At 69.6% G+C, this 21,020-nt stretch carries 20 protein-coding genes and 1 pseudogene; 5 read left to right on the plus strand and 16 right to left on the minus strand.

Features of this window, described 5'->3' with window-relative positions:
* The coding region (locus FV242_RS34445; RefSeq protein WP_187278371.1) for a hypothetical protein at positions 1–405 on the plus strand (405 nt) is incomplete at its 5' end.
* An 85-nt stretch (positions 406–490) separates the two neighbouring features.
* Here FV242_RS34445 and FV242_RS35160 read toward each other — a convergent pair.
* The 13 genes and pseudogenes from FV242_RS35160 to FV242_RS09230 form a co-directional block, all read right to left on the minus strand.
* Positions 491–694, minus strand: coding sequence for a hypothetical protein (locus tag FV242_RS35160; protein ID WP_210248926.1), 204 nt, complete (start codon positions 692–694; stop codon positions 491–493).
* A 323-nt stretch (positions 695–1,017) separates the two neighbouring features.
* Positions 1,018–1,287: a hypothetical protein gene (locus FV242_RS09175; RefSeq protein WP_092043558.1), complete on the minus strand. Its 270-nt coding sequence runs from the start codon at positions 1,285–1,287 to the stop codon at positions 1,018–1,020.
* Between the two features lie 354 nt (positions 1,288–1,641).
* Positions 1,642–2,817: an FMNH2-dependent alkanesulfonate monooxygenase gene (ssuD, locus tag FV242_RS09180; protein WP_147910688.1), complete on the minus strand. Its 1,176-nt coding sequence runs from the start codon at positions 2,815–2,817 to the stop codon at positions 1,642–1,644.
* Positions 2,818–2,933: 116 nt separating this feature from the next.
* A complete protein-coding gene (locus tag FV242_RS09185; protein ID WP_147910689.1) occupies positions 2,934–3,791 on the minus strand; it encodes an ABC transporter ATP-binding protein in 858 nt (285 codons plus the stop codon).
* The gene (gene ssuC, locus FV242_RS09190; RefSeq protein ID WP_147910693.1) at positions 3,791–4,573 is read right to left on the minus strand and encodes an aliphatic sulfonate ABC transporter permease SsuC; all 783 of its coding nucleotides are present in this window, start codon (positions 4,571–4,573) and stop codon (positions 3,791–3,793) included. The genes FV242_RS09185 and ssuC overlap by 1 nt, the downstream gene beginning before the upstream one ends.
* The gene (locus tag FV242_RS09195) at positions 4,573–5,574 is read right to left on the minus strand and encodes a sulfonate ABC transporter substrate-binding protein (RefSeq protein ID WP_147938708.1); all 1,002 of its coding nucleotides are present in this window, start codon (positions 5,572–5,574) and stop codon (positions 4,573–4,575) included. Before FV242_RS09195 ends, ssuC begins: the two co-directional genes overlap by 1 nt.
* A gap of 6 nt (positions 5,575–5,580) precedes the next feature.
* The gene (locus tag FV242_RS09200) at positions 5,581–6,531 is read right to left on the minus strand and encodes an aliphatic sulfonate ABC transporter substrate-binding protein (protein ID WP_147938709.1); all 951 of its coding nucleotides are present in this window, start codon (positions 6,529–6,531) and stop codon (positions 5,581–5,583) included.
* A gap of 8 nt (positions 6,532–6,539) precedes the next feature.
* A complete protein-coding gene (gene msuE, locus FV242_RS09205) occupies positions 6,540–7,118 on the minus strand; it encodes an FMN reductase (protein WP_147938710.1) in 579 nt (192 codons plus the stop codon).
* 558 nt (positions 7,119–7,676) lie between these two features.
* Positions 7,677–7,877, minus strand: coding sequence for a hypothetical protein (locus FV242_RS09210; protein WP_007557999.1), 201 nt, complete (start codon positions 7,875–7,877; stop codon positions 7,677–7,679).
* Positions 7,878–8,121: 244 nt separating this feature from the next.
* A complete protein-coding gene (locus tag FV242_RS09215) occupies positions 8,122–9,645 on the minus strand; it encodes a carbohydrate porin (protein WP_147938711.1) in 1,524 nt (507 codons plus the stop codon).
* Between the two features lie 72 nt (positions 9,646–9,717).
* Positions 9,718–10,653: pseudogene (locus FV242_RS09220) on the minus strand (Gfo/Idh/MocA family protein).
* A gap of 1 nt (position 10,654) precedes the next feature.
* Positions 10,655–11,635 carry an AraD1 family protein gene (araD1, locus tag FV242_RS09225; RefSeq protein WP_147938712.1) on the minus strand — a complete coding sequence of 327 codons (981 nt, stop codon included), beginning with the start codon at positions 11,633–11,635 and terminating at the stop codon, positions 10,655–10,657.
* Positions 11,636–11,694: 59 nt separating this feature from the next.
* Positions 11,695–13,302, minus strand: coding sequence for an aldehyde dehydrogenase (NADP(+)) (locus FV242_RS09230; protein WP_147938713.1), 1,608 nt, complete (start codon positions 13,300–13,302; stop codon positions 11,695–11,697).
* A gap of 146 nt (positions 13,303–13,448) precedes the next feature.
* On the opposite strand from FV242_RS09230, the gene FV242_RS09235 reads away from it, so the two are divergent.
* Positions 13,449–14,189 carry a FadR/GntR family transcriptional regulator gene (locus FV242_RS09235; RefSeq protein ID WP_147907274.1) on the plus strand — a complete coding sequence of 247 codons (741 nt, stop codon included), beginning with the start codon at positions 13,449–13,451 and terminating at the stop codon, positions 14,187–14,189.
* 39 nt (positions 14,190–14,228) lie between these two features.
* On the opposite strand, the gene FV242_RS09240 is transcribed toward FV242_RS09235, so the two are convergent.
* A complete protein-coding gene (locus FV242_RS09240; protein ID WP_147938714.1) occupies positions 14,229–16,028 on the minus strand; it encodes an IlvD/Edd family dehydratase in 1,800 nt (599 codons plus the stop codon).
* Positions 16,025–17,179, minus strand: a complete 1,155-nt coding sequence (locus FV242_RS09245; protein WP_147938715.1) for an aldose epimerase family protein — start codon at positions 17,177–17,179, stop codon at positions 16,025–16,027. The genes FV242_RS09240 and FV242_RS09245 overlap by 4 nt, the downstream gene beginning before the upstream one ends.
* Positions 17,180–17,337: 158 nt before the next feature.
* Between FV242_RS09245 and FV242_RS09250 the strand changes: the two genes are divergently transcribed.
* Positions 17,338–18,654 (plus strand): sugar MFS transporter, encoded by a 1,317-nt coding sequence (locus FV242_RS09250; RefSeq protein ID WP_147938716.1) that lies wholly within the window; start codon positions 17,338–17,340, stop codon positions 18,652–18,654.
* Positions 18,655–18,729: 75 nt separating this feature from the next.
* On the plus strand, positions 18,730–19,593 hold the full coding sequence (locus tag FV242_RS09255; RefSeq protein ID WP_147938717.1) for an SMP-30/gluconolactonase/LRE family protein: 864 nt from the start codon (positions 18,730–18,732) through the stop codon (positions 19,591–19,593).
* Positions 19,594–19,772: 179 nt separating this feature from the next.
* Here the strand turns inward: FV242_RS09255 and FV242_RS09260 are convergent, their stop codons facing one another.
* The gene (locus tag FV242_RS09260) at positions 19,773–20,000 is read right to left on the minus strand and encodes a hypothetical protein (RefSeq protein WP_306440292.1); all 228 of its coding nucleotides are present in this window, start codon (positions 19,998–20,000) and stop codon (positions 19,773–19,775) included.
* 765 nt (positions 20,001–20,765) lie between these two features.
* On the opposite strand from FV242_RS09260, the gene FV242_RS09265 reads away from it, so the two are divergent.
* Positions 20,766–20,990, plus strand: coding sequence for a hypothetical protein (locus FV242_RS09265; RefSeq protein ID WP_147907269.1), 225 nt, complete (start codon positions 20,766–20,768; stop codon positions 20,988–20,990).
* The last annotated feature ends 30 nt before the right edge of the window (positions 20,991–21,020 follow it).

Below are 21,020 nucleotides of genomic sequence, written 5' to 3' on the forward strand. Positions count from 1 at the left end.
GCCCCGGCACCCCGGGCAGCCGCTGCTCCGCCGGCGGCGCGGGCGCCGGGCGTGGCGCTCTATGTCGGGACGCAGCCGGGCTGCAATGCCGGCGAAGTGACGATCGACCCCGGTTACAAGGGGTGCACCACGGCTCCGATCGGCGCGACCCTGACGCAGCCATCCTCGGCCGCCGACGCGCCGGTCTATGCCGGCACCACGGCCGGGCTCGATGCCGGCCTGGTCACCAACAACCCGCGCCATCTCGACGCCGGCACGCGGCCGATCGGATACCTGGCAGCCACCGGTGCGAGCGGGACGCCGCTCTATGTCGGGCTGCAGGGCGGCTGCAACGCAGGCGTGGTCTCCACAAACCCGGCCCATCTCAATTGCCGCGGCGCCCCGCTGGGGATCGCCGTGCGGTGAGGCCGGCCGAACGCGCCGCCCCGGATTCGGGACGGTGCTGGGGTATCGTCCTGAAGGCGAACCCGCGCCTGTCGGGACGCGGTGCTCAGCCCTTCTTGATCAGCGGCACCGGCTCAGCCGGCGGCTTGGTCGCGCAGGCGGCGACGCTGGCAGCCAGCACGGCCAGGACCAGAACGCGCGTGAGAGGATTCTTTGCGAAACAACGTGCAGTGGACACGAGGCAATCTCCGATTTGCGGCATAGCGGAGGCTAATGCCGCGCTCGGCTTCGGAAAGTGCAGGAATTTCACGCCTACGATGTTTCGCGATATTCTGTAATACCTAAAAAGTAAAACTCAAGCAATATAACGGATAAGTAAACGCATTCACTTATCGTAGGCGTATGAACTGATTTATTGTGAGCTGATCTGAAATAAACGCTGCATATGTCCCGGTTTTCATCACACGCTGCGGGCACCGCAGCGCGCTCAAAAAACGTCACCCGCACCGGAATCACCAGAGGAGCGCAGTGACCCGGGCCAGCACGACACGGCCAACCGCCGCGCCACGCTGTGTTGCTTCGCGACGCGCGCGATGACGGGATGGCTACCGGACAGGCGCCGCGGCGTCGGTCTCAGCGCACCTCGCTGACGCGCTTGGTCGCCTTCTTCTCCTGCTTGTAGGCGGTGATCGCCGCCGAGCAGCCGGGCGACAGGTTCTTCATGTTCGCCTTGAAGCAGGCCTCGACCTCCGGGCCGCCGGGCGCGTAGGCGCTGCAATAATCCATGTAGTCGCCGGTGCAGTGCTGCTTGAGCGCCTCGCGGGCCGGGGATTGCTCGGCCAGCGCCGCGGCCGGGCCGAGGCAGAGACCTAGGGTCAGGAGGACCGCCTTGGTCGAAGTCATGGATGTCCTTGTCGCTGTGCGATGATCGCGCGATCGAGCCGCGCGGTGATAGCCGCGGCACCTGAGCGTCAAGGATGGCGTGACTTTGGCGCGGATGTGCCGAACCTGCGCCATCCCCCGTTCTTTCCATCGTCATTGTGCGACGATGCCGGGGAAAAACCTAGCTTCAGAAGGTGATGGACAGTCTGCCGGTGCCAGCACGGCCATGCGGCAGGGCGTCGCCGGGCCTGCCGGGCTGCGCGTCCCGAACGCTGCCGGAGGGCGATAGGCCCTCCGGAAACCCTGATGTCTAGCCCGCCATCCGGCCGATGGCGCGGGCATCCCGGGTGCGGCGAGCCGGGCCGGAATACCGTCTCAGTGCGCGCCGACCCGGCGGGCGGGCACGAGGTCGTTGGCGATGATCTCGCCGAACGGTCCGTCGTTGCGGGCATTGCCCGCCGGCCGGCCCGTGGTGGCGCGCAGCGGCAGCTTCGGGAAGACCAGCTCGGCGAAGCGGTAGGCCTCCTCAAGATGCGGGTAGCCCGAGAGGATGAAGCGGTCGATCCCGAGATCGATGTATTCCTTCATCCGGTCGGCGACCTGATCGGCCGAGCCGACCAGCGCCGTTCCGGCGCCGCCGCGCACCAGCCCGACCCCGGCCCAGAGGTTGGGCGAGACCACGAGCTTTTCGCGGGAGCCGCCGTGGAGCGCCATCATGCGGCTCTGGCCGACCGAATCCTGCCGCTTGAGGGTCTCCTGCGCCTTGGCGATGGTGGCGTCGTCGAGCTTCGAGATCAGCTTCTCCGCGGCGTCCCAGGCCTCGGCCTCGGTCTCCCGGGCAATCACGTGCAGGCGGATGCCGTAGGAGAATTCCTTGCCCTTGGCCTCCGCGGCCTGCCGGGCGGCGGCGATCTTCTCCGCAACCTGGGCCGGGGGCTCGCCCCAGGTGAGGTACACGTCGCAATGCTCGGCCGCGACCTCCATGCCGGCGGGGGAGGAGCCGCCGAAATAGAGCGGTGGGTAGGGCTTCTGCACGGGCGGGAAGATTACTCGTCCGTTCTCGGTGCGCAGGTGCTGGCCCTGGAAGGTCACGGTCTCGCCCGAGAGCAGGCCGCGCCAGATCGTCAGGAACTCGTCGGTGACGGCGTAGCGCGCGTCGTGGGACAGGAACACGCCGTCGCCGGCCAGCTCCACCGGATCGCCGCCGGTGACGACGTTGATCAGGAGGCGCCCGTCCGAGATCCGGTCGAGGGTCGCGGTCATGCGGGCGGCCGCGGACGGCTCCATCAGGCCCGGCCGCACCGCCACCAGGAAGCGCAGACGCTTGGTCAGCGGCGCCAGCGCCGAGGCGATGATCCAGGAATCCTCGCAGGAGCGTCCGGTGGGCAGCAGCACGCCGTAATAGCCGAGTTCGTCGGCGCCCTGGGCGATCTGCCGGAGGTAGCTGATCGAGACGTCGCGAGCCCCTTCCTGGGCGCCGAGATAGCGCCCGTCGCCGTGGGTCGGCAGGAACCAGAGGACGTCGGCGCGCCCGTCATTCGTCGCGGTCATCGGGGTCTCCATTGCGGCTATGGGCCGGATGCGGAAAAGCCGGATCCGACTTTTCGCATCCGGCGATCACCAAGAGCTAGGGCAGGCCGCCGCTTCAAGGAAACGGCGACCCGGCGTCAGACGTTCGGCTCGGCGCCGAGCAGATGATCGAGAATACGCCCTTCGAGACGCGCCAGATCCGGATCCCCACGCCGACGCGGGCGCGGCACGTCGACCCGCAGGTCGAGGGCGATGCGGCCGGCCTCGACCACCAGGATGCGGTCGGCCAGCGCCACCGCCTCGGAGACGTCGTGGGTGACCAGCAGGGCGGTGAAGCCCTGGGCCAGCCAGATCCGCTCGATCAGGTCCTGCATGCCGATGCGGGTGAGCGCGTCGAGGGCGCCGAGCGGCTCGTCCAGGGCCAGCAGGCCCGGCCGGCCGACCAGTGCCCGGGCCAGCGCGACGCGCTGGCGCTGGCCGCCCGACAGGGTCGCGGGCCAGTGCCCCGCCTTCTCGGCGAGGCCGACCTCGGCCAGGGCCGCGAGCGCCTTGTCCCGGCGCTCGGCCCGGGAGCCCTGGCCCGACAGGCCGACCGTGACGTTGTCGACCACGCGCGCCCAGGGCAGCAGCCGCGGCTCCTGGAACATGATGCGCTTGGGCGGATCGCTCCGGCGCGGGCCGGTCTCGGGGCCCTCCAGCACGATCCGGCCGCCCGTTGGCGCCTCGAGCCCCAGGATCAGGCGCAGCAGGGTGCTCTTGCCGCAGCCGGAGCGCCCGACCACGGCGGTGAACCCGCCGGCCGGCAGGTAGAGGTCGAGCCCCTCGATGACGGCATGGCCGTCGAAACTCTTTCTGAGATCGCGGGCGGTTACGGCGATGCCGCGGCCGGCGGCCGGCGCCGGCTGATGGGGCGGCGGCAGCGAGCCCGCGTCGGCGCTCCGGGTCTCGGGGACGGGATCGGCCGGAGCCTCTCGGCGAAGGGCGTCGAGCAGCATCAGGCGCTCCTGTAGGCGGGGTTCCAGGCGAGGCAGGCACGCTCGAGCTGGCGCGTCAGCGCGTCCGCGAGCTTGCCCAGGGCGGCGTAGATCAGGATCGCCAGCACCACGACGTCGACCAGCATGAACTCACGCGCCTGCATGGCCATGTAGCCGAGCCCCGAGGAGGCGGAGATCGTCTCGGCGACGATCAACGTCAACCACATGATGCCGAGCGCGTAGCGCAGGCCGACGAAGATCGACGGCAGGGCGCCGGGTAGCACCACCTTGGTGAACAGCTCCGTGCGCGACATGCCGTAGACGCGGCCCATCTCCACCAGCGCCGGGTCCACCGAGCGGATCCCGTGCAGGGTGTTGGCGTAGATCGGGAAGAACACGCCGAGCGCCACCAGGAACAGCTTGGCCTCCTCGCCGATGCCGAACCACAGGATCACCAGCGGGATCAGCGACAGGTGGGGCACGTTGCGCACCATCTGGACGGAGGTGTCGGTCAGCTGCTCCGACACGCGGGAGAGGCCGTTGGCCAACCCGAGGGCGAAGCCGATGCCGCCGCCCACAACGAAGCCCGAGAGGGCCCGCAGGGTGCTGACCCAAAGGTTGGTCCAGAGTTCGCCGGTGCGCCCGGCCTCCCAGCCGGCCCGGACCACGTCCAGGGGGGCCGGCATGAACCGGTTCGAGACGAGGCCGGCCGACACCGCAGCCTGCCAGCCCAGCAGGATCGCGATCGGCAGGAGCCACGGCAGCGCCGTGTCGCGCAGGCGTGCGAGGGGGGTGGGGCGCATCATCGGCTCTCCGCCCGGCGTTCGGGCTGTGTCCAGACCGCGTCGGCCACGCGGATCGGCTTCGGCAGCAGGCCGAGGCCGTGGAAGGCGTCCGCCACCCGCTGCTGGTCGGCGATCGCAGCGGCGTCCAAGGGGGCGGCCCCGTAGGATTGGCGTTCGAGGGCGATCTTGAGGATCGGCGCCGGGATGCCGACGGAGGGCGCGAGTTCCGCCGCCACGGTCTCGGCGTGGCCCTCCGCCCAGGTGTCGATCGCCCCGATCGCCGTCAGCACGGCCGCGATGATCTCCGGGCTGGCTTCCGTGAAGCCGCGGCGCGAGAGATAGAACTCGCGGTTGGGTGCGATCCCCCGCCCGTCCGCTAGCACGCGGGCGCCGGTGGCGCGCTCGGCGGCGGCGAGATAGGGATCCCAGATCGCCCAGGCATCCACGGCACCGCGCACGAAGGCGGCGTTGGCGTCCGCTGGCGCCAGGAAGGCGAACTTCACCGCGTCGTAGGGCAGGCCGGCCTGCTCCAGCGCCCGCACCACCAGGAAGTGAACGTTCGAGCCCTTGTTGAGCGCCAGCGTCCGGCCGCGCAGGTCGGCGACGCTGCGCACCGGGCTGTCCCTGGGCACGAGGATCGCCTCGCCCCGCGGGGCCGGCGGCTCGGTCGCCACGTAGCGCAAGTCCGGGCTTGCCGCCTGCGCGAAGATCGGCGGCGCCTCGCCGGCCGTGCCGAAATCGATCGCCCCGGCATTCAGGGCCTCCATCAGGGGCGGGCCGGACGGGAATTCCGACCACGTCACCGCGTAGCCCAGCGGCTTCAGCGCCGTCTCGAGGGTGCCGCGGGCCTTCAGCAGCACGAGCGACCCGTATTTCTGGTAGCCGACCCGGACGGTGCCGCCTGCGGCCCGGGCAGGCCGCAGGGCGCCGGTCGCCGCCAGGCCGAGGCCCACGGACAGGAACTTTCGGCGGTGCGGGGCAAGCCCGGACCCGGCTATGCGGAAGGTTCGGTCGGTCATGAGATCTCAGCCGTTGCGGGCGGGCGGTGTCCAGACCGCGTCGGTGATGCGGATCGGTTGGGGAATCAGCTTGAGGGCGTGGAAACGGTCGGCGACGGCCTGCTGCTCGGCAGTGACGCGCGCCGTCATCGGGCCGATCACGTAATCGTTGCGATCCACCGCCCGGCGGGTGGCCGGCAGCGGCACGCCGGTGCCCTGCGACAGGAGCGCCGCGACCGCGCCGCGGTTCTCCCGGCACCAGGCGGCGACCTCGCTCAGCGCGTCGATCGCCGCGACCAGCACCGGGCCGTGCGCTTCCGCAAAGGCACGGCTCGCCAGGAAGAAATTGTTCTGTGGCGTGATCTCGGTGGCGAAGGCCAGCACGCGCACGCCCTCCCCCGCCTCGGCGATGGCGAGATAAGGATCCCAGATCACCCAGGCGTCGACGCTGCCGCGGGCGAAGGCTGCCGCCGCGTCGGCTGGTGCCAGCAGCACCGGCTCGATATCGGCGTAGCTGAGACCCGCTTTCTCCAGAGCCGCCACCGTAAGGTTGTGTGCGCTCGTTGCCTTGCCGAAGGCGACGCGCCTTCCCTTGAGATCGGCGAGGCTCCGCAAGGTCGAACCCTTGGGCAGCAGGATCCCGGCCCCGGAGCCGCCGGCTTCCTGGGCGGCTATGTAGACGAGGCTGGAGCGCGCCGCCTGGGCGAAGATTGGCGGTGCGTCGCCGGTTTGGCCGAAATCGATCCCGTCGAGGGACAGAGCCTCGACCAAGGGCGGCCCGAGCGAGAACTCCACCCAGCGCACCGTATGACCCAGGGCCGCAAGGCGTCGCTCGATGATCCCCTGCTGCTTGGCCACCACCAGGATGCCGTTCTTCTGGTAGCCGATGCGCAGCACGCCGGGCTCGGCCGCCCGCGCGCCGCGCAGGGCCGGGACGGCCGCAAGGGATGCGGCCAGGAAGGTGCGTCGGTCGAGCATCGCGCGGCTCATTCGGCGGCGGCGAGTTCGGCCGGGCCGGTCGCCGCCGCAGCCCGGTGCAGCAGAAGGGCGGCGAGCTGGGCGCCAGCCTCGGCGGCGCGGGCCCGCACGCCAGCCTCGGTCAGGACACCGTCGCTGAAATCCGCATCGGACGCGTAGACCGCAGTCGGGATCTGCAGCGCGCCGAAGAAGCCGAAGAGTGGCCGGAAAGCGTGCTCGACCACCAGGGCGTGGCGCGTCCCGCCACCTGTGGCCACGATGGCCACAGGCTTGCCGGCCAGCGCGGTCGGATCGACCAGGTCGAACAGGTGCTTGAACAGGCCGGTATAGGCACCCTTGTAGACCGGCGAGCCGACGACGAGCCCATCAGCCTCCTCGATCGCATCGAGCACGCGGCGGGCCGGCAGCGGCAGCTGGTCGCGCGTCCAGGCCGCTCCCAACCCGGAGCCGGCATCGACGAAGTCGAAGATCCGCCCGTCGAAGGCTGCCTGGGCGCAGGCCTCGTGCAGCACGGCGTCGACCAGCCTGCGGGTCTTGGACGGACGCTGAACATTCGCGCTCAGCCCGACGAGTCTCGGTCGTGTCATTGCAGTAGCCTTGCGATAAGACCGGGCCGCCCTGCGCGATGGCGAATGGCGGCGGCGCAACCGGATGTCCGAATAGAGCAGTAGAATTGCTGACTGCGCCGCGCGACGTCAATGAAACGGGTTTTCTAATTCATCTGGAATAGAAAAACGTTCTGCTCGGAAACGGCGGTTCGGAGCGCGGTTTCATCTCGCGATCCGGGTGCGGTACTGGCCGTCCCCCCGCTCGGCAGGGAAAAAATTTGATTTTGGCGCGCAATCAGTCTCGCCGTTCTGACGGATGGAGAGGAAAAGCGTTCGGATCGACGTATCGGGAGAAGGACCGTCTTGCGGGGATGATTGTGTCGCCGGGCGGCGGCCACAACCATTCGCAAGGGCATCGGTTCGTACAATTCGGGCCGGCCGGGTGAAGCCGCGTGGATACACAGGCTCCGAAACAGGCGTCCCGGTTCGGATCCGGGGGCGAACGAAAAAGGGCCAGCCGTGGCGGCTGACCCTGCATCGTTCGACGATCCTCATGCGTCGCGCGCGTCGCCGGTTGGGCGGTGCGCGCGCTCGGGATTACTCCGCTGCGGTCATCTCGGCGGTGAAGTGACCGCACCAGTCGTTGGTGGCCACGACCGGCCACAGGCCCTTGGACTCGGGTGCGGGCTGGCTCACCGGCGGGTTGAAGCGGCACAGGCCGGCATCGCCCTGGGCGCTCGCACCGTTGCCCTTGTGCTCATCGAAGAACTTGCAGCTCTCGCAGTTCGCGCTGGCCATGTCTCGATTCTCCCGTGTCGGTTCGGCTGCCTGCCGTTCTCTCTTGCGAATTAGAACAGCTACAATCTGCTGGTCAACCGATCGCCGGACGGGCGGTTCCCGCGAGGGCCGCAGCTTTCTGAATTCATGGAAGCCTCAGCGTCGGCCGCAGGACGACCCGGCCGCTGAAATGCGATCCGCGCGCGCCGATTCTGGCGATTCTTCCGCCCGCGCACCCACCAAGGTGGGCGCGCGGGACGTGCAGTCAGAGGCTTCCCGGGCCCTTGGCCAAGCCGCCCAGCGTGAACAGGTCGACCGAGAGCTTCGCGCCGATGACGAAGGCATTGGGGATCGGCTTCGGGCGGAGCGGGAAGCGGGTCTGGTCCGGGCCGATCACGTATTGCAGGTTCGGCATCAGCCGGACCGCCGGGGTGAGCTGGATCCCGTAGCTGAGTTCCAGGATGGTCTGCAGGGTGTCGACGTTGCGGCTGCTGAGCCCGTACGAGGCCCGCGCGGCCCGGATGTTGGCCGTGCCCAGGGGCGACAGCTTCTCCATGGCGAACACGAACCCGAGCGTGTCGTAGGGCCGGCCCGGGAAGGTGCCGGTCAGCACGGCGCCGCCCTCAAGGAAGAAGTCCTGGAACTGCCGTCCGCCGGTGCCGCCGAGCGCGACCCCGAACACCGACAGGCCCTGGACGCCGTTCGGGTCCGGACGCCAGACCATCTGGTCGAAGCGGGCATAGACCGCCGACCGGCCGAACCGGGTCAGCGGATCGAGATCGCTGAAGGCCCGAAGCCGTCCGCGCACGTCGTAGACCGGATCCTTGTAGTCGGACTGATCGAAGACCACGCCGATGCTGTAGTTGCGCGGCAGTGGATCGTTGCCGAAGTTGGTCGAGTAGCCGGCCTCCACCGGGATCAGGACGCCGGTGGCGCCCCGGGTCGACCAGTCGATGCCGTTCTGGTTGGCCTGCTGATCGCGGGGATTCACCTCGTAGACGCCGGCATGGATGAACACTTTATCGGTGACCCAGGCCTTGGCATGGGCGCCCCAGGTGGCGATCGGCCAATACGTGAAGTTCGTCAGCTTGAAGATGGATTTCGGCGCGCCGCAGGTTGCGTTATTCTGGAAGTTGCAATACAACGGAGAACCGAGGAAGTTTGGATTGGCTAGAAGACGGCCAACTTCGATATCGAGACGGTTGTCGAACAGCTTCTGCTCGTAGGAGATCGACGAGAGGTGTGCCGTCTGGCCGCCACCGTAGATTTCCTGCACGCTTCCGTCGAAGCCGATACGATCCTGCGCGAGGCTGCGCCCGTGGCGCTGCGTCACGATCGTATGGAACGAGCCGCCGTCGATCCCGGCGAGTCGGCTGAGGTCCGCGTCAAGGCCGAACACGACCTGGCCGGCATAGGCCGATCCCTGACGGATGCCGCCGGACGGGTTCGCGGCGAACTCGCCTGTATAGTTCAGGACCATGCTGATCCCGTGGCCGAGATAGAGGGTCCCCGGCGGCAGGCCAGGCGGTGTCGCGCTGCTGCCCTGCACGTCGATCGAGGCCGCCGCGCTGCTCGGGCCGGCCGCACTCCGTGACTCGCGGATCGTCCGACGCCGCGCGCGATTCGCCCGGTACTTGGCCTTGGCCGACGGAGTTGCCCTCGGGCCAGGATTGACCAGGGACGGCCCCCCGTCCGGGGCGTCTGCCATTTGAGCTTCAGCTGAGCTGATGCCCGCAGAAAATGTGGTGGCGCAAAGTGCGAGCGCCGCCCATCGCGTGTGCTTTCCCATGAGATAACTCCCCCTAAGACGCGCGGCCCTGATTGGCTCTGTCGCGTTGGTGTTCCGCCGGGATCCCTCCGGTCAGTCCGTGAAGGTCTCCACGGAGCGGCGCTCGCCGCGCAGGAATGCGTCGGCGACGTGGATCAGCGGGTTCAGGTCGACGTCGCTCGTGCCGGATCGGACGAGGGCGGCGAATCGGTCTTAGAGGCCGCGATACTCGGCCTCCGGTGGCAGCGGCTGCGGACTGCCGTCGATCGTGAGGACGCCGCCGCCCTGAGACAGCACCAGCAGGCCGTCCTCGGTGTCGACGCGGATGTCCCAGGTCTGCGGGCCGGTCTGGCGCCAGTCGAACACCGCCTGGATCGGGGTGCCGGCGGCGTCGGTGAAGTGCAGGTCGGCAGCGATCGGCGCCTGCCGGTTCTCCGGGACCGAGAGGGTCGCGCCGGTGAGGAAGAAGGGCGGCAGGATGTGGGTCGCGATCGACAGGGCGTTGATGCCGGGATCGAATACGCCCATGCCGCCGGCTTGCCAGATCCAGGCCTGGTTCGGATGCCAGTGCCGGACATCCTCCATCCAGGCGATCGCCACCGACCGGATCCGGCGGCCGGACAGCCATTGGCGCGCGGGCTCGACCCCGGGGGCGTAGCGGGAGTGCCAACTGGCGAACAGGGTGACGCCCCGCGACCGCGCGGCCTCGACCAGGATCCCGACCTCCGCGAGCGTCGCCCCCGGGGGCTTTTCCAGGAACACGTGCCGGCCGGCCTCGATCGCCGCAAGGGCGGCCGCGAACCGGACCTGCGGCGGCTGGCAGAGGGCGACCGCGTCGAGGTCGCCCTCTGCCGCCAGCATCTCCGCGAGCGTGCGGTAGTTCGGCACCCCCTCGAAGCGGCCTTCGCGGCTCGCCACGGCCGACAGGGTGTAGTCCGGCGAGGCGCCGATGACCGGCAGATGCTGGTCGCGGGCGATCTTGCCGACGCCGACCAGACCGATGCGGATGGTCCCGTTCGAAGCCGACATCTCAGAGGACCTTCACGGACAGATCGCGGGCGGGCGCGACCGCCAGGGGGTTGCGCAGCGGCAGGGTGAACGGGGCGGCTTCGATCTCGAACACGTCCCCGGGCCGCGCCGTGACGCCGTCGCTGAACGACAGGGTCGCGGTGCCGAAGAAGTGGACGTGCAGGTCGCCGGGGCGGAGGAACGGCGCGTATTTGAAGTGGTGCCGCTCCAGGTTCTCGATTGAGTGGGACATGTTCGCCTCACCCGAGAGAAACGGCTTCTCCCACAGCACGGCGCCGTCGCGCAGGATACGGCTGGAGCCGCGCACGTCCGCGGGCAGCGCCCCCAGCCACAGCTCCGGGCCGAGCGCCGCCGGACGGAGCTTCGAGTGGGCGAGCCACAGGTAGTTGCCGCGCTCGGTGACGTGATCGGAGAACTCGTTCGCCAGCGCGAAGCCGAGGCGCACGGGCGTGCCGTCCGCGTCGATCAGGTAGATGCCGGCGATCTCGGGCTCCTCGCCCCCGTCGAGGGCGAAGGCCGGCGACACGAGCGGCTCGCCGGTGCCGACGATCGCGGCGCCATCGCCCTTGTAGAACCACTCGGGCTGGACCCCGGTCTCGCCCGGGGCGGGCTTGCCGCCTTCGACGCCCATCCGGAACATCCGCATCGAATCGGTCGGGGCCGGATCCGCCGCGGCGGCCCGGTGCATCTTGTCCCGGCCCTCCGCCGAGCCGAGATGCGTCAGCCCGGTGCCGCTCAGGAGCAGGTGCGCGGGGTCCGTGTGGTCGATCGGCGGCAGCAGCCGCATGGCGTCGAGATCCACCGCGTCGCCGAACCCGAGTCGGGTCGCCGACTCGACCAGGCTGTCCCCCGCCGCGAGCGCGCGCCGGGCCAGCTCCAGGACGCTGTCCACGCCGACCACGGACCGAGCCTGGCCGTCCTGCAGCACCGCCACACCCCGTCGCCCGTCCGAGGCGCGGAATTGTAGGAGTGATTGCCCCATCTCGTGCTCTCCCAAGGCCGGTCTTGACCGCGCCGGCTCGAAATCGAAGTGTGCCGCTGTCAGCGCTCGAAGGCCGAGCTGATGGTGCCGTCGACCCTCCGGGTCAGATGCCAGGGATTGTCCGGACGCAGGGGCTGCGGCAGCAGCGCGTCGGGCAGGTCCTGGTAGCAGACCGGTCGCAGGAAGCGCTCGATGGCCAGGGTGCCGACCGAGGTGGTCCGCCCGTCGGAGGTGGCCGGGAACGGGCCGCCATGGACCATCGCGGGGGCGACCTCGACCCCGGTGGGCCAGCCGTTCGCCAGGATGCGGCCGACCTTGCGGGCCAGCGCCGGGACCAGGCCGGCGGCGATGTGCTCGTCCGCGCGATCGAGATGCAGCGTCGCGGTGAGCTGGCCCGGCAGCGCGGCGATGATGCGATGGACCTCTTCGAGATCCGCGGCCGCCACCAGGATCGCCGCGGGGCCGAACATCTCGTCGGCAAGGCTGGGATCCGCCAGGAACCGCGCCCCGTCGGTGCGCAGCAGGGCGGCGGTTGCGCCGCCCGGCCCGGCGCTCGCGCCGCGCGCCGCCACCGTGACCCCTGGGCGGTCCGCCATCTCGGCGACGCCGTGCTCGAAGCGAGCGCGGATGTCGGCGGTCAGCATCGCGTGCGGCGCGCTCTCGCGAATCGCTGTCGCGGCGGCCTCCGCGAAGGCCTCCAGGTCGGAGCCCGCGATCCCGATCAGGAGGCCCGGATTGGTGCAGAACTGCCCGGCCCCCATGGTCACCGACTGGACGAAGCCGACCGCCAGGGCCGCGCCCCGTGCCCGCAGGGCGCCGGGCAGCAGCAGGACCGGGTTGACCGCGCTCATCTCGGCATAGACCGGGATCGGCTCGGGGCGTCCCGCCGCCACCCGCATCAGGGCGAGCCCGCCGCCACGCGAACCGGTGAAGCCGACCGCCTTGATGCGCGCATCGGCAACCAGCGCCGTCCCCAGGGCGTTCGAGGGCCCCGGCAGATAGGAGAACACGCCCGGATGCAGGTCGCTGGCGGCCACTGCCGCACGCACCGCACGGGCGACCAGCTCGCCGGTTCCGGGATGGGCCGGATGGCCCTTGACCACCACCGGGCAGCCGGCCGCCAGGGCCGAGGCCGTGTCGCCCCCGGCCACAGAGAACGCGAGCGGGAAGTTGCTGGCGCCGAACACCGCCACCGGTCCCAGGGCGACGTGACGGCGGCGCAGGTCGGGCCGCGGCAAGGGCAGGCGCTTCGGCTGGGCCGGATCGATCGTGGCCTGGACCCAGTCGCCCGCGCGGACGACATTCGCGAACAGGCGCAGCTGGCCGATGGTGCGGGCACGCTCGCCCTCGAGCCGCGCCCGCGGCAGACCGGTCTCGGCCATGGCCCGCGCGATCAGGGCTTCGCCGAGATCGCCCACGGCCTCGGCCACGGCGTCCAGGAAGCCGGCACGCACCGCGGGGGTCGATTCGGAAAAGCTCGGGAACGCCGCATCCGCCAGCGCGCAGGCTGCCTCGACCTCGGCCGTGCCGGCGGCCGAAAAGGCGGGCTCCAGAGCCGCGCCGCTTGCAGCGTCGGCAGCCCGGAACGTATCGGTGGTGGTCGCATCCTCGGCGCCGATCAGGATCGTGCCGCGAAGTTCCGCGTTCATCGTCAGCTCTTTACTCATACAAATAACTTAGAGCAGTTGTGCAGTGGCTGCAAGTGTCGCAGCACTATGGTGCTTGTGGGTGCGGGCGCTTGCACTCCTACAACTTCCGGGTACGATCACGGCGATCCTGCCCCGTCCTGGCGGCTTCGGACTGGAGGTGGCAGTTGAGGGGGGATCCAGGCTACGAGGACATCAAGCTGCCGCTGGCCTCGGGCTCGCGCAGGATCCACGGTTCGGTGGCGCGCGATCTGGGCATCGCGATCCTGGCCGGCCGGTACGCACCCGGGGACGTGCTGCCCGGCGAGATCGAGTTCTCGGAGCAGCTGAAGGTCTCACGCACCGCCTATCGCGAGGCGATTCGCATCCTGAGCGCCAAGGGGCTGGTGGAGAGCCGGCCGCGCACCGGTACCCGCGTGACCCAGCGCAGCCGCTGGAACCTCCTCGACCCGGACATCCTTGCCTGGGCGTTCGAGGCCGAGCCGAGCGAAACGTTCATCCGGGACCTGTTCGAGCTGCGCATGATCGTCGAGCCGGCGGCGGCGGCCCTGGCAGCCGAGCGGCGTTCAGCCCTCGACATCTCCCGGATGGGGCACGCCCTGGAGGAGATGGGACGCTACGGCCTCGCCACCGAGCTCGGGCGGGCCGCCGACCAGGCGTTCCACAACACGATCTTGGAGGCAGCCCGCAACGGACCCTTGATGGCGCTGTCGAGTTCGATAGCCGCTGCAGTAACTTGGACGACGATCTTCAAGCAGCGTCGCAGCGCCCTGCCCCGGGACCCCATGCCGGATCACCGGATCCTGTACGAGGCGATCGTGGCCGGCGACGTCGAGGCGGCGCGGGCGGCGATGACCGAACTGGTCCGCCTCGCCCTGACCGACACCGAGCTGTCCCTGACGGCGTGAACCCCGCGGCCGCCGTCGCGGCGGCCGCGGGGTTCCGTGTCAGTGGTTGTCGCGCGGCAGGCCGCTGGTCTGGGCGATGCGCTGGAAGTGCTCGGCCCCCTCCAGGATCGCGCCGGTGTGCATCTGCCCCACGGCGGCCCGCTGGATTGCCTGCCACGGCGTCTGGGATGCCGGATACGCGTATCCCCCGGCCTCCTCCAGGGCCTTGCGCCGCCGCTCGATCTCGTCGGCGTCGAGCAGCATGTCGGCGGTGCCGCGCTTCAGGTCGATCCGCACCCGGTCGCCGGTGCGCAGCAGGGCGAGCCCGCCGCCGACCGCCGCCTCGGGCGAGGCGTTGAGGATCGAGGGCGAAGCCGAGGTGCCGGATTGGCGCCCGTCGCCGAGGCAGGGCAGCGCGTGCACCCCCGAGCGGATCAGGTAGGCGGGCGGGCGCATGTTCACCACCTCGGCGGCGCCCGGATAACCGACCGGGCCGGCGCCCCGCATGATGAGGATGCTGTTGTCGTCGATCGCCAGAGCCGGGTCGTCGATGCGGTGGTGGTAATCCTCCGGTCCGTCGAACACGACGGCGCGGCCCTCGAAGGCCTCCGGATCGTCGGGGTTCGAGAGGTAGCGGTCCCGGAACTCATCGCCGATCACGCTGGTCTTCATGATCGCCGCGTCGAACAGGTTGCCGCGCAGAACCAGGAAGCCGGCGGCCTCCTTCAGCGGCCGGTCGATCGGGCGGATCACGTCCTCGTCCTCGATCACCGCGCCGCGGCAATTGTCGCCGATGGTGCGCCCGTTCACCGTCAGGGCATCCTCATGGAGCAGCCCGCGCTGCATCAGCTGCGCGGCCACCGCCGGGAGACCGCCCGCACGGTAGTAATCCTCGCCGAGATACTCGCCGGCCGGCTGCAGGTTGACCAGGAGCGGCACCTCGAGGCCGTGGGTCTGCCAGTCGGCGATGTCGAGCTCGACGCCGGCGTGGCGGGCGAGCGCGGCCAGGTGGATCGGGGCGTTGGTCGAGCCGCCGATCGCCGAATTGAGCACGATCGCGTTGAGGAAGGCCTCCCGGGTCAGGATGTCGGTCGGCTTGAGGTCCTCGGCGACCATCTCGACCACGCGCTTGCCCGTGAGGTAGGCGACCTCCTGCCGGTCCCGGTAGGGCGCCGGGATCGCCGCGGAGCCCGGCAGCATCATGCCGAGCGCCTCCGCGAGCGCGTTCATCGTCGTCGCCGTGCCCATGGTGTTGCAGTAGCCCGTGGAGGGCGCGGACGAGGTCACCAGCTTGATGAAGCCGTCGTGGTCGATCTCGCCCGCCGCCAGCATCTGGCGCGCGCGCCACACGATCGTGCCCGAGCCGGTGCGCTGGCCCTTGTACCATCCGTTGAGCATCGGGCCCACCGACAGGGCGATGGCGGGGATGTTCACGGTGGCGGCCGCCATCAGGCAGGCCGGCGTGGTCTTGTCGCAGCCCGTGGTCAGCACGACCCCGTCGAGGGGGTAGCCGTACAAGAGCTCGACCAGCCCGAGATAGGCGAGGTTGCGGTCGAGGCCGGCGGTGGGCCGCTTGCCGGTCTCCTGGATCGGATGGACCGGGAATTCGAGCGCGATGCCGCCGGCCTCGCGGATGCCCTCACGCACGCGCTCCGCCAGGACGAGATGGTGCCGGTTGCACGGCGACAGGTCGGAGCCGGTCTGGGCGATGCCGATGATCGGCTTGCCCGAGCGCAACTCGTCGAGGCTCAGGCCGAAGTTCAGGTAGCGCTCCAGGTAGAGCGCGGTCATGTCGATGTTGTCGGGGTTGTCGAACCACGCGCGCGAGCGCAGGGGCCGTGTGTTCGGGCGATCGGTCATTTCTTATGGGTCCGGTGTGCGGAACTGGTTGAGAAGCGATAGGTGATCACGTTCCGGTAGGTCGAACCCGGATCGAGGCGGGCCGAGCCGAAGGCCGGTTGGTTCGGGGTGTCGGGAAAGAGTTCGGGCTCGAGCGCCAGGGCGTCCGACTGCCGGTAGGCCAGGCCGGACTTGCCCACCGCGGTCGCGTCGAGGAAGTTGCCCGCGTAGAATTGGACGCCCGGCTGGTTGCTGGCGACGTCCAGAACCCGGCCGGATTCGGGGTCCTCGACCCGGGCCACGAGATGCGGCTCGGTCGTGGGGGCGTCGGTCACGACCCGGTTGTGGTCGTAGCCGCGCCCACGGAGGATCTGGATGTCGCGTCCGTCGCGGATGCGATCGCCGATCACCGTCGGCGTGCGGAAGTCGAACGGCGTACCCGCTACCGGGACTTGCGCGCCCGTGGGGATCAGCGTCGCGTCCACGGGCGTGTAGCGCTCGGCCGGGATCGTCAGGACGTTGCCTAGGATCGAGCGGCCGGACCCCTCCCCGGCGAGGTTGAAGAAGCTGTGGTTGGTCAGGTTGACGATCGTCGGCTTGTCGGTGGTGGCCTGGTAGGTCACGGACAGCGTGTCGGTGTCGTCGAGCGCGTAGGTTGCGGTGACGGTGAGCGTACCGGGATAGCCTTCCTCGCCGTCCGGACTGACGTAGCGCAGGCTGACCGACGGCGCTGCCCCGCCCTTGACCTCGGTGATGGTCCAGAGCTGCTTGTCGAACCCGGACGTGCCGCCGTGGAGGGCGTTGGGCCCGTTATTGGTCGCCAGCGCGTAGGTCCGGCCGTCGAGGGTGAAGCGGCCTCCGCGGATCCGGTTGGCGTAGCGCCCGACGCTCGCTCCGAAATAGTTGGGCTTGGCCAGGTAGCCGGCGAGATCGTTGTAGCCGAGGACGATGTCGGCGGACTTTCCGGCGCGGTCCGGGACTTCGAGGGTCCGCAGCAGGGCCCCCCACGAGATCACGCGGGCGGTGACGCCCCTGCCGTTGGTCAGTGTCACCTCTTCGACCGTCCGGCCGTCCGGCAGGGTGCCGAACACTGTCCGGACCGGCTCGGCAGCCTGGGCCGCCACAGGGAGCGCCGCGCAAGCGCCCAGCGCCACAGCCCCGACTCCACGCATGTGATCTCCCCGCAAGATGCCCGCCTCCCGCTTGCCGATCGTACGCCGGCGCTCCACGCGTGCCGCGGTTGACGTCTTAAACTCCGCTATATACTCATACAAATGAATTTCACAACATGGGGCCACGGCAAAGCGGCTCCCGGGAGAGGAAACGTTTGATGGCAGGACCGATCGCGAGCATCGGAGCGCCCGCGGCGGGAACGGCGTCGGCCGACCGCGGCAGCTACCGCCCGGCCCTCTCGCTGCTCGCGAGCCTCTTCTTCATGTGGGGCTTCATTACGGTCATCAACAACACCCTGCTACCTCATCTCAGGAGCGTCTTCGACCTCGATTACACGCAGACCACGCTGATCGAGTCGGTGTGGTTCATCGCGTATTTCGTGGCCTCGATCCCGGCCGCGAAGCTGATCGCGCGCATCGGCTACCAGCGTGCCCTGGTGGTGGGCCTTTGCATCATGGCGCTGGGTACGCTGGGCATGGTCCTGGCCTCCCATCAGGTCTCGTATGCGATCACGCTCACCGCCCTGTTCGTCATCGCGAGCGGCATCACCCTGCTCCAGGTCGCGGCCAACCCCTACGTGGCGGTGGTCGGGCCGCCGGAGACCGCCCCGGCGCGCCTCAACCTCGTCCAGGCCTTCAACTCGCTCGGCACGACCCTGGCGCCGCTCTTCGGCGGTTACCTGATCCTCGGACGCTCGGCCTCGGGCAACCTCGCCGCCGGCACCACCCTGACCGCGGCCGAGCGGCTGGCCGACGCACAGTCGGTGCAACTCCCCTACCTGATCGTGGCGGCGATCCTCGTCGTGCTCGCCATGGTGATCGCGCGCTTTCCGCTGCCCGCCATGGGCGGCGGCGCAGGCGACTCCGCGAAGCGGGCCGCCAAGGCCGAACGCGCCGGCCTCTCGCTCTGGCGCCACCGCAACCTCGTGTTCGGCGTGCCGGCGATCTTCATCTACCTGATCGCCGAGATCGGGGTGTCGAACCTGTTCATCAACTTCGTCTCGCAGCCCGAGATTGGCGACCTCACGCACACGCAGGCCTCGCATTACCTCTTCCTGCTCTGGGGTGGGATGATGATCGGCCGCTTCCTCGGCAGCTACCTGATGCAGGTGCGGTCCGCCGATACCATCCTGGCCGGAGCCGCCCTGGCGGCCTTCACCGTGATGCTGGTGGCGACCTTTGCGACGGGGTCGCTGGCGATGTGGGCGCTGATCTCCGTGGGGCTGTTCCACGCGGTCATGTTCCCGACGATCTTCACCCTCGGCATCCGCGGCCTCGGCCCGCTGACCGAGGAGGGGGCGGGCCTGCTGATCATGGCGATCGCCGGGGGCTCCCTGGTGGTGGTGCAGGGCTGGGCCGCCGACCGGTTCGGCCTGCAGCACTCCTTCCTCATCACGGCCGCCTGCGAGCTCTACGTCCTGTTCTTCGCGCTTTGGGGCAGCCGGCCGGGCCTGGGCACCTCCGACCGCGCCTGAGATATCGGTCACCACCGACGGTGCAGCGTAACGCGGTGGGCTGCGGTCCTCCGCCGGACTCGAGAAGGCGATCCCATGGAGGCACAGGTCCGCATCGTCACCCGCCCCGAGCGCGACCGGCTCGGCGAAGGACCCGTCTGGGTGCCGGAGCGGGGGCGGCTGTTCTGGGTGGACATCGAGGCGCCGGCCCTGCGCTGGCTCGACCTCGCCAGCGACGAGACGGGCACGCGCCCGTTTCCCGAGCCGATCGGCTGGATCATCCCCCGCGCCGGCCGGCGCGACTTCGTGATCGGCCTGAAGAGCGGATTTGCGCTGTTCGACCTGGAGGCCGACCACGTCACGCCGATCGGCAATCCGGAGCCGGACTGTCCGGACAACCGCCTGAACGACGCCAAGGTCGACTCGGCCGGCCGGATCTGGGCCGGGAGCATGCACCAGCCTGAGACTGCGGTCTCGGGCGCCCTGCACCGGCTCGACCCGGACCTGACCTGGCGTCGGATGGACGGTGCATACGGCGTCGCCAACGGCCCGACCTTCAGCCGTGACGGCCGGATCCTCTATCACAGCGACAGCGCAGCCCGGACCGTCTTCGCCTTCGACCTCGCCGCCGACGGGACCTTGACGGGGAAGCGGGAATTCCTGCGCTTCCCCGAGGCCTGGGGCTGGCCCGACGGGATGACCACGGATGCGGACGGCTGCATCTGGATCGCCCACTGGGGGGCTGGCCGGATCAGCCGGCTGGATCCGGAGGGGTGCCTCCTGCGGGCCATCGCGCTTCCGGCCACGAACATCACGAGTTGCGCCTTCGCGGGACCCGAGCTCGACCGGCTGTTCGTCACGTCGGCGTCGCGGGGCGTCGAGCACGAGCCGTCCGCAGGCGCGCTGTTCGAACTCGATGTTGGCGTAACCGGCCTGCCGCCCCGGGCGTTCGGGGGCTGACCGCCCGATCCCTCGGCCGGGCGAAAGCGATCGACGGGTCGCTAAATCGTGTGGCTCCTTCCCCCGGATGGGGGATGCGGCGCCGGGGTGGCGCGTCTACGGTCCGGCATTCTCCGAGACGAGACCACCTCCAAACCCGCCCGGCCCGTGCCGCGGCGGGTTCTTTGATTGCGGCAGCCTCACGCACGGATCGGTAGGCGGCCGACCACCGAGCCCGACGCATCCCGTACGACGAGGGTCCAGGACGCGCCGGACGCGCCCGTGCCGATGGATCCCGCCATCTCTCCGATCACGCTGCGCGCCTCGTCCAGGGCCTCCTCCAGGCTCTCGGCCTCGACGCCCACCTCGTCCCGGATCCGCTCCCGGTCGTTCTCGACATCGAAGTAGAAGCGCTCGGGCACCGACATCCCCCTGCTCAAACCCTGTGGCGGACGCCAGGACTATCTCGACGTCGTTTAATGGGCCACCGTGACCAACGCCGGCTGCGATAAACCTTAATCTGTCTAAAACGTGAATTGGACCGGTTTACCACAATGCGTCCGGTATTTGAGCGCATCGATCTACTATAGAGCTGAGAGACAGCCCGCCCACCCACACCGGTGGCTCGAAGCGGCGGGGCTTCTGACCTTGGGGCTTAGCCATGTCGACCGCCGATGAGCCGCCTGCCATGAAGGGAACGGGCGACGGCTCAAACAGGAAAGAGAGGGTGCGGGTGCATATCCGAAGCGTTCTCTCAAAGATCAGTGCTTCATCAATACCCAAGGATTAGACGCGCTGATGGCGGCTTGACCATACGCCCTTGGGTGATGGGTGCAGCGACGGCCTCCGCGCACGACCGCCTTTTTACGTAGCAACGCCCTTCGAAATGGCGGGTTTCTGAAACCTCCAGCCCCGTAGCGCCGTAACCGACCCATGGCGGAAAACACCCCCCTTCGCGCCCATATCCGCGCGGTACTGCTCAGGCTGGTGCGGACGTTGACGGATCGGACCGGTCCGCGCGGACCGACGCCGACCTAGAGCGCACGCCGCCGACGTGGATACCGGTTCGGCGCAAGCGAGCGCGTCGCATAGGCTCACCGTCCGCGCGCGATCGTCGCGACGGCATCGCCGCTCCGGGGCGTTAACCCTTCGTCAACCATGCGCCGACAGAGTTCCGGACGGAGGGCTCAGCCATGGTTCGACGCCGGGATTTCGATGCACTGAGCGAGGCGCAGATCGCCGCGCGGCGCACGCAGAAGCGCTGGGTCGAGCCCAAGGCGCAGTTCCGTCCCGCTGCCCCGCAGGCGGTGACCGATTTGCTCGACACGATCCAGCACGTGGCCGAGGCGGCCACCGGCGAGCGCAGCTTCCTGCACCTGCGCCCCGTGGCCGGCGGCGGCCGCAGCCGCGAGCATTAACGCCGCGCACCTCTCAAGTCCGGGCCGGCC

Source organism: Methylobacterium sp. WL64, from assembly GCF_008039945.1.
Taxonomy (GTDB): domain Bacteria; phylum Pseudomonadota; class Alphaproteobacteria; order Rhizobiales; family Beijerinckiaceae; genus Methylobacterium.

Bases quoted from the DNA above. Each gene is read 5' to 3' on its own strand.
- FV242_RS09175 (WP_092043558.1), bottom strand. From the start codon at position 1,287: ATGACTTCGACCAAGGCGGTCCTCCTGACCCTAGGTCTCTGCCTCGGC.
- ssuD (WP_147910688.1), bottom strand. From the start codon at position 2,817: ATGACCGCGACGAATGACGGGCGCGCCGACGTCCTCTGGTTCCTGCCG.
- FV242_RS09185 (WP_147910689.1), bottom strand. From the start codon at position 3,791: ATGCTGCTCGACGCCCTTCGCCGAGAGGCTCCGGCCGATCCCGTCCCC.
- ssuC (WP_147910693.1), bottom strand. From the start codon at position 4,573: ATGCGCCCCACCCCCCTCGCACGCCTGCGCGACACGGCGCTGCCGTGG.
- FV242_RS09195 (WP_147938708.1), bottom strand. From the start codon at position 5,574: ATGACCGACCGAACCTTCCGCATAGCCGGGTCCGGGCTTGCCCCGCAC.
- FV242_RS09200 (WP_147938709.1), bottom strand. From the start codon at position 6,531: ATGCTCGACCGACGCACCTTCCTGGCCGCATCCCTTGCGGCCGTCCCG.
- msuE (WP_147938710.1), bottom strand. From the start codon at position 7,118: ATGACACGACCGAGACTCGTCGGGCTGAGCGCGAATGTTCAGCGTCCG.
- FV242_RS09210 (WP_007557999.1), bottom strand. From the start codon at position 7,877: ATGGCCAGCGCGAACTGCGAGAGCTGCAAGTTCTTCGATGAGCACAAG.
- FV242_RS09215 (WP_147938711.1), bottom strand. From the start codon at position 9,645: ATGGGAAAGCACACGCGATGGGCGGCGCTCGCACTTTGCGCCACCACA.
- araD1 (WP_147938712.1), bottom strand. From the start codon at position 11,635: ATGGGGCAATCACTCCTACAATTCCGCGCCTCGGACGGGCGACGGGGT.
- FV242_RS09230 (WP_147938713.1), bottom strand. From the start codon at position 13,302: ATGAGTAAAGAGCTGACGATGAACGCGGAACTTCGCGGCACGATCCTG.
- FV242_RS09240 (WP_147938714.1), bottom strand. From the start codon at position 16,028: ATGACCGATCGCCCGAACACACGGCCCCTGCGCTCGCGCGCGTGGTTC.
- FV242_RS09245 (WP_147938715.1), bottom strand. From the start codon at position 17,179: ATGCGTGGAGTCGGGGCTGTGGCGCTGGGCGCTTGCGCGGCGCTCCCT.
- FV242_RS09250 (WP_147938716.1), top strand. From the start codon at position 17,338: ATGGCAGGACCGATCGCGAGCATCGGAGCGCCCGCGGCGGGAACGGCG.
- FV242_RS09255 (WP_147938717.1), top strand. From the start codon at position 18,730: ATGGAGGCACAGGTCCGCATCGTCACCCGCCCCGAGCGCGACCGGCTC.
- FV242_RS09260 (WP_306440292.1), bottom strand. From the start codon at position 20,000: ATGTCGGTGCCCGAGCGCTTCTACTTCGATGTCGAGAACGACCGGGAG.
- FV242_RS09265 (WP_147907269.1), top strand. From the start codon at position 20,766: ATGGTTCGACGCCGGGATTTCGATGCACTGAGCGAGGCGCAGATCGCC.